The organism is Rathayibacter sp. AY2B7 (assembly GCF_002931635.1).
GTDB lineage: Bacteria > Actinomycetota > Actinomycetes > Actinomycetales > Microbacteriaceae > Rathayibacter.
On record NZ_PSUC01000109.1, the window covers coordinates 1 to 11,204 of the forward strand.

Sequence of the window (11,204 nt, forward strand, 5' to 3'; positions counted from 1 at the left end):
GCTTCCACGTGGCGCCGCCGTCCGTGGACCTCTCCCAGGACACGGCGGGGATGCCGCCGTAGACGGCCGAGACGCTCCCCCGACAGGGTGAGGACGCTGCGTCGACGTGCACGGGTACTTCCTGGGAGGTTCCGGCAGAAGCGGCCTCCCGTACCCCCCGAGCAGGGCGTTCGTGTACCTTGCGCCTTCCTCGCGGGTCTACGACCGCCCTACTCTGAGCCGACCGCGGGCGCCCGCTCCCGGCAGCAGCCGGGAGTAGCAGCACATGCGCCAGTCCTTCCTCCGTTCCCTCGTCGCCGCGGCCGTGCTCGTAGCGGGCGCAGGACTCAGCGTCGTGGCCGCGCCGACCGCGTCGGCGGCGCCGGTCTTCAGCACCGCGTGCTTCACCTCCCCGAAGGTCTCGACGGTGTCGCAGTACACCGTTCCCGCGACCGGGGTCTCGACGGTCCGCGCCGTCCTCAGCGGCCAGAACGGCGGGAAGGGTGCGAGCGGCCTCGGGACGGGCAACGCCGGCGGACGCGGCTCCAGCCTCGTCGTGGAGGTGCCCGTCACACCCGGGCAGGTGCTGGAGATCGGGCGCCTCACCGGCGCCCCGGCCGGAGCGGCAGGCGCCACGCGCTACGTGAACGGCGGCGTCTACGCGGGCGACTCCGGCGGCGCGGGCGGCGACGCCCAGTACCTCAGCACGGCCGGCTCGGACGGCTGTCAGCACGCCCTCGCCGTGGCGGCGGGCGGCGGAGGCGGCGGCGGGCGGTCCTCGGTCGGCGGCGACGCCGACGCCGGCAGCGGCGCGAGGGGCGGCGGGAACGGCGGCAGGAACAACGCGGCCGACGGCGGCGGCGGCGGCGCGGCCGGGCAGAGCTCGGGCGGCTCGCCCGGCGCCCGCGGCTACAGCACCTTCGGCGAGTGCGCCGACGGCAACAACGGCCAGTGGGGCGTGTTCCTCAACGACGGCAAGGGCGCCGACGCCGGCGCCTCCCGCGGCGGCGGCGGCAACTGCTCGTTCCCCGGCCACAGCGGCGGCGGCGGCGGGGCCGGCTGGTGGTACGGCGGCGGCGGCGGATCGCCCTACGTGTTCGGCAGCATGAACGACACCCTCGGCGTCATGAACGACCCCGGCGCCGGCGGCGGCGGCTCGAGCTACGTGGACCCGAGCGTGACGAGGATCTCGCAGACGGCCGGCCCGACGGCGGCCGACCCCGTGGTCGCTCCGGTGTACGACACCGCCGTGACTGTGACGCGCACCCCCGACTTCTCGATGCTCGGGCAGGAGGTCACCGTCACCGCGAGGGTGACCATCCCGAGCCTGGGCCGACCGGTGGCCGCCGGCGGCACCGTCGAGATCCTCACCGGTGCGGGCACCAGCAGGGTGACCCTCGACGCGGACGGCGTCGGCGTGCTGACCACGAGGGACATCCCGCAGGGCTGGAACGAGATCCGCGCGCACTACCCCGACACCATCACCCCCGCCGAGGCGGGACGCGGGAGCTGGTCGGCGCTCCCCGCTCTGCGCCACGAGGTGCGCGCGTGCGCCGCGACACCCGTCATCACCCGGCAGCCCTCGGACATCGCGGGCGTCACCAACCAGATCTACACGCTGACGATGGGCGTGAGCGTCTCGGCCGTCTACGGCGGCATCCCCGCCGTGTCCTGGGAGAGGTCCACGGACGGCGGCGCCACGTGGAAGCCCGCGCTCGGCCGGGCAGGCGCCCGGGAGGACGGGACCGCGTTCCTCGAGGCCGGCCCCGATCCCACCGGCTCCTACCGCTACCGGGCGACCCTGACCACCTGCGGCGGCAGCGTCCGCAGCGACCCGGCCACCGTGGCGGTGGGCGGCGTGCGCTTCGACCTGTCGACGCTCCCGCAGAAGGCGTACGGCGACTCCTTCGACGCGAGCCCCTACGCGCAGGCCGTCGATGTGCCCGGCCGCTCGATCGTCCTGAGCAGCAGGACCGCCGAGACCTGCTCCGTCAGCGGCATGAGGGTGACCGTGCTCCACGCCGGCGTCTGCACGCTCGCGGCGAGGCTCGACGCGCTCGCTCCTCTGGGCTGGGCGGGCGAGCCCCTGCAGAGCTTCACGGCGAAGCCGAAGGCGCTCACGGTCACCGCTCCGACGGTCGACTACCCGCGAGGCGCGCCGGCCCCCGACCTGCGCTGCACGGCCGCCTTCGTCGGCTCCGACACCTTCGGCGCCCCGCTCACGGCCGGCGTCTACCGCCCGATCGTCACGGCGGACGACGTCATCTACCGCCTGATCCCGAACTGGCCCACCTCCACCTTCACCACCTTCACCACGCGGTGCAGCGGCGCGAAGGTCAGCAGCGACTACACGATCGCGGGGTACAAGGACGGCGCGCTGCGCATCGTCGCGGCCGTGCCGATGGTGACCGCCTCCTCGCCCTCGTCGACCTACGGATCCACTCCCCCCGCGATCACGGCCTCCGTGACCGGCTCCCCCTCGGGGACCGCCTCCTGCGGCGCCTATGCGGCGACCGACACCGGATTCACGACGCCGCTGGCGCTCTCCGCGACGACCCCCGTCGGCCGCTACCCCACGCGCTGCTCCGGCCTGACGAACCCTTCGGGACAGCTGATCACCATCGACGGCGCGCTCACGATCTCGCCGGCGCCCCTCACGGTGACCGCGTCGAGCCCCGGGACGCAGGCGCACGGCACCGCGACCGCCCCGACGGTCACCTGCACGGCCGACGGCTTCGCAGGAACCGACCGGTTCGTCACCGAGCCGACCGGCGCCTACTACACGGCGGACGGCACCGGGAAGGTGACGGTCGGAGCGCGCACGCCCGTCGGCGACTACGTCACCAGGTGCGACGGAGGCGACGCGGGGCCGAACTACACCCTCCGGTCGATCCCCGGCACCTTCGCGCTGGTCGACCGGTCGGCCCCCGTCGTGACCGTGCCCGCCGCCGTCACGGCCGAGCCGGCCGACGTCTCCGGCGCCGTCGTCACCTTCGCCTCCTCCGCGGAGGACGCGGTCGACGGAGCCGTGGGCTCGACCTGCACGCCCGCCTCGGGCAGCGTCTTCCCGATCGGGGACACGACGGTCGACTGCACCGCGGACGACGAGGCCGGCAACACCGGCACGTCCTCGTTCCGGATCACGGTCCGGAAGTTCTCGCAGACGGTCGCCTTCACCTCCTCGCGGCCGACCGCGCCGACGGCGCTGGGCTCCTTCACTCCGACGGCCACCGGCGGCGGCTCCGGGAGCCCCGTCTCGATCGGAGCGACCGGATCCTGCGCGATCGCCGACGGCGTCGTGACCTTCACGCGCGGCGGCACCTGCACCGTGACCGCGGATCAGGCCGGCGACGACCACTACACCGCGGGGCGCGCCTCCTTCGATCTCGAGGTCGCGAAGGCGTCGCAGACGCTGACGGTCGCGGTGCCGAAGACCGGCGTCCTGGAGTCGACCGGCGTCGCCACGGCGTCCTCGAGCTCCGGACTGCCGGTGCTCGTCAGGACCTTCTTCGGCTGCACCGTCGCGCCTGACGCGACGGGCGCGCAGATCCTGACCTACACCGAGCCCTCGACCTGCGGCGTGCAGTTCGACCAGCCGGGCGACGACGTGTACGCGGCCGCCGACGGCCTGGTGCGCTTCGTCCCGATCTCGCGGATCCCCCAGACCGTCGTCGTCACGTCGACTCCGCCCGACCGGGTGTTCACCGACGACCGGTACACGGTCGAGGCGACCGGCGGCGGCTCGGGCAACCCGCTCGTGATCGCGGTGATCGAGAACGGCAACTGCACCATCGCGGACGACGTGGTGACGTTCTTCGGCGACGGCACCTGCACGGTGACGATCGACCAGGCCGCGGACGATCGGCACGACGCCGCTCCGCAGGTCCGGCAGGTCATCACGGTCGGGACTCCCGAGGGGAACCTCTCCTTCGGGAGCACCGCGCCCCCGCACGCGATGTCGCTCGAGACGTACCGGCCGACGATCGTGCCCGGCCCGTCGAAGGGCGTGCCCGTGCTCTCCGCGAGCCGAGACTGCTCGATCCTCCCGGACGGAGTGACCGTGCGGAACGACGGGGCCGGGCTCTGCGTGCTGTCCCTCGACCAGCCCGGAGACGGCTACTGGCCCGCGCGGCACGCCGAGCAGGAGTACTCGATCTACTTCCTCCCGCAGACGGTCCGGATCACGAGCGCGCCTCCGGTCGGCGCCGTCCTCGGGGACACGTACCGCCCCGTGATCGAGGGCGGCGCCTCAGGCATCGCTCCGTTCCTCCTCACCACCGCGTCGTGCTCGGCGAAGGACGGCGTGGTCACCTTCACCACGAAGGGTGTCTGCGGCGTCTTCGCCTACCAGAACGGCAACCGGCAGTACGACAGTGCCCGGCCCGCCGTGCAGGAGGTGGAGGTCGGCTACGCGCCCGGCTCCGTGGCGTTCACGACCGCCGTCCCGACCGACGCGAAGGTGGGCGGATCCTTCACTCCCGCCTTCACGCGCGGACCGTCCTCCGGCCCCTCGGTGCTCAGCGTCTCGGGCGCCTGCTCGGACGGCGAGAACGGCGCCGTCCGGTTCGACTCCGCGGGCACCTGCACGCTGACGGCGATCCACTACCGCGACGCCACCTACGGCACCGCGCGGGCGGTCCAGACCTTCGAGATCACCGCGATCGCGCAGACCGTCGCCTTCACCTCGACCGCGCCGTCGACGGCCACGTCCGGCGACACGCTCACTCCGACCGCGACGGGCGGCGCCTCCGGGCTCCCCGTGACGATCGGAGCGACCGGCGCCTGCACGCTCGCCGACGGCGTCGTCACCTTCGCCGGCAGCGGCACCTGCACCGTCACGGCGGACCAGGCGGGAGACGGGCGCTACGCGGCGGCGGCGCAGGCCTCGCAGACCGTCGCGGTCACGCAGCTCGCGGGGACCGTCGCGTTCGGCGGCGATGCTCCGGCCGCGGCCCGGGTCGGGGGCTCCTCGACGGCCGCGGTCGTCGCCGGCCCGTCCAGCGCACCCCCGGTGCTGACGGCCTCCGGCGCCTGCTCCGTCGGGCCCTTCCGACTGGTCTCCTACGATTCCGCAGGCACCTGCACGCTGACGCTGGACCAGGCGGGCGACTCCCGCCACAGTGCAGCGCCGACGGCGGTGCGCAGCTTCGAGATCACCCGGATCGCGCAGACCGTGGCCTTCACCTCGCAGGCGCCGGACTCGGCGCTCGCGGGCGGCGCCTACCGCCCGACCGCGACCGGTGGAGCCTCGGGGCGGCCCGTGGTGCTCGGCGCCTCCGGGTCCTGCACGCTCACGAACGGGGTCGTCTCCTTCACCGGATCGGGCACCTGCACGGTGACCGCCGACCAGACGGGCGACGCCCGGTACGACGCGGCGGAGCGGGCCTCGCAGGTGATCGCGGTCGGACTGCTCGCGGGCACCGTCTCCTTCGGTGGCAGCGCGCCGACCGGCGCGACGGTCGGCGGGACGACCACCCCGCGGATCGTCGCCGGACCCTCCACCGCGCGTCCGGTGCTGACCGCCTCCGGAGCATGCTCGGCGGCCGCGGGAGTGGTGTCCTACGACTCCGTCGGCACCTGCACGCTGACGCTCGACCAGGCGGGCGACTCGCGGTACGGCGCCGCTCCGCAGTCCGTCCGCACCTTCGCGATCGGCGCCCTCGGCCAGACGCTGGCGTTCGCCTCGCCGGTCCCCGACGCGGCGGTCGCGGGGGGCTCCTACACGCCCGTCGTGACGGCCGGCGCGTCGAGCGCCCCCGTGGTGCTCGGAGCGGCCGGGTCCTGCACGGTCGCGGACGGCGTCGTGACCTTCACCCGCTCCGGCACCTGCACGGTGACCGCGGACCAGGCCGGGGACGAGCGCCACTCGGCGGCTCCGCGGATCACGCAGTCGGTGGAGGTCGGCACGGCGGCGGGAGCGGTGTCGTTCCGCGGCGCCGCTCCGACGGACGCCCGGATCGGCGGCTCCTGGACCCCGTCGATCGTCCGCGGCCCGTCGAGCGCCGACCCGGTGCTGGACGCCTCCGACTCCTGCTCGCTGGGAGAGGACGGCACGGTGTCCTACGACTCAGTCGGCACCTGCACGCTGACGCTGGATCAGGCCGGCGACGACGCTCACGCGCCCGCGGAGCAGGTCGTCCGGACGTTCCCGATCGGCAAGGCGCTGCAGACGGTCGCCTTCACCTCCGCGGCTCCGAGCACGGCGACCGCGGGCGGCCGCTACACGCCGACCGCGGCGGGCGGCTCCTCCGGTCTGCCGGTCACGATCGGCGCCACGGGCGCGTGCTCGCTCGCGAGCGGCGTCGTGACCTTCAGCGGATCCGGCACCTGCACCGTCACCGCGGATCAGGCCGGCGACGCCTCGCACGACGCGGCTCCCCGGGCGACCCAGTCGATCGCGGTCGCCGCGGTCGTCCCGCAGAAGAAGAAGGCGCAGAAGGTCGCCTTCTCGACCGCGATGCCGTCCTCGCCCGAGAAGGGGATCGCCTACCCGGTCGCGGCCACCGCCTCCTCCGGTCTGCCCGTGAAGCTGTACGCGAGCGGCAGCTGCACGCTGACCGCGACCGGCGCGGGCACGGCGACGGTGCGGCTGACGGGCGCGGCGAGCTGCACCGTCCGGGCCACACAGGCGGGCGACTCCGCCTGGCTCGCCGCGACCTCGGTGACGCAGTCGCTGCAGGTGAAGTCCTCCACCCGCGCCGACCTCACGCTGACGCTGGCGCCGGCGCCGGGACTGGCAGCGACGGCTCCCCTCTCGGGCACGATCACCGTCCGGAACACCGGCACCCGGGACGCGGCGACGACGACCACCCGGGTCGTCGTCAGCGGAACGGTGGCGAGTGCGCCCGGCGCCGTGCAGACGAAGGGCTCGGCGGCGGGCACGACGGTCCTCACCTGGACCGCGCCGAGCGTCTCGGCCGGGCGGAGCACCACCTACTCGGTGACGCTGGTCGACCGGCCGGCCGCCACGACGATCGACGCCAGGGTGTCGACCGCCGCCGCCGATCCCACGCCGGCGAACAACGCGGTCAGGCGCACCTTCCGGTAGAGGCTGCGGGGAGGGAGGGGTGTCGCGCCGCGTTGCCCGTTCCCTCCCCGACCGCTACGGTCGCGGGGACGCTCCGGGGGACGGGGCTCGCGAGGGGGGCCCGTGGACCGGTTGAGGCGACGCGCGCTGCTGCTGGGGATCGCCTCCTCGGCGGTCGCGCTGACGGGGTGCACGCCCGCCCGGCCCGCTCCCGCGGCGCTCCCGCCGAGCACGGCGCCGGCGGCGGTGCTGCCGTCCGCCGCTCCGACCGCCGTACCGACCCCTCCCCGCCCCGTGCCGACCACCACCGCCGCGGCGGCTCCGGTGCGGCGGAAGGCGCCGCTGCCCTCCGGCACGATCTCGGAGCTGCCCGGCGAGGGGAGCACGCTCGCCTGGACCGTCGACGACGGCGCGGACTCCGACGTGGTCGCCGCCTACGCGCAGTTCGCCCGCGACACCGGCACCCGTCTGACCTTCTTCCTCAACGGGAAGTACGACTCGTGGACCGTGAACGCGCCGCTGCTGGCTCCGCTCGTCGCCTCGGGGCAGGTGCAGCTCGCGAACCACACCTGGTCGCACGCCGACCTGACGAGCCTCTCGAGCGACGGCGTGCAGGAGGAGCTGGGCCGCAACGGCGACTTCATCCGCTCGACCTACGGGGTGGAGGCGGCGCCCTTCTACCGGCCGCCGTTCGGGTACACGGACGAGCGGAGCCGGGCCGCCGCGGCGGCGATCGGCTACACGGCGACGGTGCTCTGGTACGGCTCGCTCTCGGACTCGGGGCGGATCACGCCGGAGCAGGTGGTCGGCTTCGCGGACCAGTGGTTCCTGCCGCAGCACATCGTGATCGGGCACGCCAACTTCGATCCGGTGACGCAGGTCTACGCGCGGCTCGTCGACATCCTCCGCGAGCGCTCGCTCGAGACGGTGACCCTCCGCGACGTGTTCGCGGTCTGAGCCGCGCCTTCAGCGGAGGGACGCGCGCGCGGCGGCGGAGACGGCCGCGGCGACCGCGTCGAGGGCGGGCGTGTGCAGGGCCCACTGCTGCCAGTAGAGGGGGACGTCGACGGGGTCGCCGCCCAGCTCGACAAGGCCGTCGCCGCCGACCGGGGCCTGCAGCTCGGGCAGCATCCCCCACCCCATGCCCAGGCGCACGGCCCGCTCGAAGTCGGTCGATCCGGGGACGCGGTGCTGCGGCGGGCGGCCCTCGACGCCGGCGGCTCGGAGGAAGTCGTCCTGCAGGCGGTCCTTCTCGTCGAAGACGACCAGCGGAGCGCTCGCGAGGCCGGCCGTGCCGCCGTCCGGGAACCAGCGCTCGGCGAACGCGGGCGAGGCCATGGCGCGGTACCGCATCACTCCGAGGGGCGCGACGGTGCAGCCCAGCACCGCCTCCGACTCGCCGGTGACGGCCGCCAGCACGGTGCCGTCGCGGAGGAACGCGGTGGTGTGCGCCTGGTCCTCGCGGTGCAGCTCCACCACGACGTCGGGGACGGAGGCGAGCGCGGGCAGCACCCAGGTGGCCAGGGAGTCGGCGTTGACGGCGAGCGGGAGGACGACCGGGCCCGCCCCCGCGGCGTCCTCGCCGCCGAGCGAGCGGACGGCGTCGTCGGCGAGGAGCTCGATCTGGCGGGCGAGGCGGAGGAGCCCCGCACCGGCCTCGGTCGCGACGACCGGGCGCGAGCGCACCAGCAGGACGCGGCCGGCAGCGGTCTCGAGCGCCTTGATCCGCTGGCTGAGGGCGGAGGGGGTGATGTGCAGGGCTCGGGCGGCGGCGTCGAAGGAGCCGAACCGGACGGAGGCGGCGAGCGCGCGCAGGCGGGAGAGGTCGAGATCGTCGGTCAGCATCAGTGCTGCTCACGGTACTGAAGGAGCATGAGCTGGTCTACAGGAGGGCCCCGTCCTAGCGTCGGAGCGTGTCCCCCCTCCTCGCCGCCCTCTCCGGCCTCGGCTTCGGCCTCTCGCTCATCATCGCGATCGGCGCGCAGAACGCCTTCGTGCTCCGCCAGGGCCTCCGCCGCGAGCACGTGCCCGCCGTCGTCGCGATCTGCGCGCTCTGCGACGCCGCGCTGATCGTGCTCGGGATCGCGGGGATCGGAGCGGTCCTGGAGTCGGCGCCGTGGCTGCTGGTGGTGATCCGCTGGGGCGGCATCGTCTTCCTCCTCGCCTACGCGGTGATGGCGGCGAGACGCGCACTGCGGCCGGGGACCCTCGACGGCGATCCGGCCGGCGCCTCGACGTCGCTCCGCACGGCGATCGGCACGTGCCTGGCGCTCACGCTGCTGAACCCGCACGTCTACCTCGACACGGTCGTGCTGCTCGGGTCGGTGGCGAACACGCACGGCGCCGAGCGCTGGTGGTTCGGGGCGGGGGCGGCGGCCGGAAGCGTGCTGTGGTTCACCGCTCTCGGCTTCGGGGCGCGGGCGCTGCGGCCGCTGTTCCGGAGCCGCGGGGCCTGGCGGATCCTCGACGCGGCCGTGGCGGTCGTGATGGTGGTGCTGGCGGTGTCGCTCGCGCTGCACTGAGGACCTGGTGGTGCACTGCTTGTTCTACTAACATTGTGAACATGTTGTTCCGGGTCGACCACTCCGCGGCGGGCTCGCTCGCCGACCAGCTGGAGTCGCAGGTGCGCTCGGCCGTCGCCCGGGGCGAGCTCTCGGCGGGCGACCGCCTGCCGCCCGCCCGCGAGCTCGCCGACTCGCTCGGCATCAACATGCACACCGTGCTGCGCGCGTACGCCGCCCTGCGCGACGACGGGATCCTCCAGATGCGCCGGGGCCGCGGCGCGTGGATCACGGAATCGGCCGGGCCCGGGCTCGTGCGCGTCACCGCCCTGGTCGACGAGCTGCTCGCGGAGGCCCGTCGCAGCGGCATCACCCCGGCGGAGCTCGTCCGCCTGATCGAGAGGACCGGATCATGACCGCCACCGCCGACCGCCGCCGCGAGCTCCTCGCCGCCGCGTCCCTCCTGCTCCCCGCCGCCGGAGTGCTCGTCTCGCGCCTCGTCCTGGACGACGCGCTGCCCGCGGAGCTCGCCTCGCACTGGTCGGGCACCGGGGCGGCCGATGCGACCGCGTCGACGGGCGCCCTGCTCGCGATCGCCCTCGTGCTCTCCGGGCTCCCGGCCGTCGCGGGCCTCGTGGCGGCGGCCGTCGGGCGCGCCCCGCGGCTCCTGCTGGCGACCCTCGGCCTCGTGGCCGGGCTGGGCGCCTCCGCCTGGGCGACCTCGGTCGGCACGACGCTCGCGGCCGGGCGCGCCGAGGGGGCGGAGCTCGGCGGGTGGCTGCTCGCGCTGCTCGGAGGAATGCTCTTCGCCGTCGTGCCCGCGCTGATCGCTCCGGGCACCCGGCGCGCCTCCCGCCTCGCCGCCGGCCGCCTGCCGCTCGCGGCCGAGGAGACCGGCGCCTGGTCGCAGACGCTGACGGGCCCGGTGTTCGCCGTCGCCGCGATCGCCGCGGCGGCGGGCGCGGCCCTCTCCCTCGCGACGCTCGTCGCGGCAGGCGCCACCGGTCCGGCGATCGCGACGGCCGTCGTCCTCGGCGTCGTCGCGCTCGTGCTCCTCTCCTTCTCCCGCCTGAGGGTGACCGCCGACCGCCGCGGCCTCCGCGTCGTCACGACCGCCCTCGGCATCCCGCTGCGCCGCATCCCGCTCGACACCATCGCCTCGGCCGGCACGGCCCAGCTGCGGCCGTCGGAGTGGGGCGGCTGGGGGTACCGGGTGATGCCGGGCCGCTCGGCGGTCATCCTGCACGCCGGGCCGGGGCTGGTGGTGACGACGGACCGCTCGCGCGAGTTCGCGATCAGCCTCGACGACCCCGAGACCCCCGCGGCGCTGCTCGAGACCCTGCGCTCGCGGGCCTGAGGCGCCGACCCGTCAGTCGACCACTATCCGGACGAGCGTCGTGACGGCAGCCACCGCGTTCACGTAGGAGTAGTGCCGCGAGGTCGGGAAGGCGAGGTGCCGTCCGGGCTCCAGCCGCACGGGCTCCTCGCCCTCCCGCTCCAGGAGGAGCGCGCCGGCGGTGACGAGCAGGATCTCGTGCCACCCCTCGGGGTCGGGCTGCGCGTCGTAGCGGTCCCCGGGGCCGAGCGTCCAGGTCCAGAGCTGGGCCTCCCGGCGCGCGGGGACGGAGGAGAGCAGGACGGCGACGCTCGCCTCGCCCGCTCCCCGCCAGGCGACCTGGTCGATCACCGCGGGCGCG

6 protein-coding genes and 1 pseudogene are annotated in these 11,204 nt (G+C 75.0%); 5 read left to right on the top strand and 2 right to left on the bottom strand.

Going from position 1 to position 11,204, the window contains the following annotated elements:
* The first annotated feature begins 265 nt into the window (after positions 1-265).
* Positions 266-7,027, top strand: coding sequence for an HYR domain-containing protein (locus C5C27_RS14630; protein ID WP_146079704.1), 6,762 nt, complete (start codon positions 266-268; stop codon positions 7,025-7,027).
* A gap of 102 nt (positions 7,028-7,129) precedes the next feature.
* Positions 7,130-7,963, top strand: a complete 834-nt coding sequence (locus C5C27_RS14635; RefSeq protein ID WP_219812312.1) for a polysaccharide deacetylase family protein — start codon at positions 7,130-7,132, stop codon at positions 7,961-7,963.
* A gap of 9 nt (positions 7,964-7,972) precedes the next feature.
* Here the strand turns inward: C5C27_RS14635 and C5C27_RS14640 are convergent, their stop codons facing one another.
* Positions 7,973-8,851 carry a LysR family transcriptional regulator ArgP gene (locus C5C27_RS14640; RefSeq protein WP_104314772.1) on the bottom strand — a complete coding sequence of 293 codons (879 nt, stop codon included), beginning with the start codon at positions 8,849-8,851 and terminating at the stop codon, positions 7,973-7,975.
* 68 nt (positions 8,852-8,919) lie between these two features.
* Here C5C27_RS14640 and C5C27_RS14645 point away from each other — a divergent pair, with 68 nt between their 5' ends.
* From C5C27_RS14645 to C5C27_RS14655, 3 genes are read left to right on the top strand one after another with little or no spacing between them, the layout of a single operon-like run.
* Positions 8,920-9,528 (top strand): LysE/ArgO family amino acid transporter, encoded by a 609-nt coding sequence (locus tag C5C27_RS14645; RefSeq protein WP_104239556.1) that lies wholly within the window; start codon positions 8,920-8,922, stop codon positions 9,526-9,528.
* Positions 9,529-9,569: 41 nt separating this feature from the next.
* Entirely contained in the window at positions 9,570-9,923 is a 354-nt protein-coding gene (locus C5C27_RS14650; RefSeq protein ID WP_104225158.1) for a GntR family transcriptional regulator, read from the top strand.
* Entirely contained in the window at positions 9,920-10,864 is a 945-nt protein-coding gene (locus C5C27_RS14655; RefSeq protein ID WP_104314773.1) for a hypothetical protein, read from the top strand. Before C5C27_RS14650 ends, C5C27_RS14655 begins: the two co-directional genes overlap by 4 nt.
* Positions 10,865-10,876: 12 nt before the next feature.
* Here C5C27_RS14655 and C5C27_RS18160 read toward each other — a convergent pair.
* Positions 10,877-11,204, bottom strand: a pseudogene (locus C5C27_RS18160) (Cro/Cl family transcriptional regulator); the annotation flags it as partial.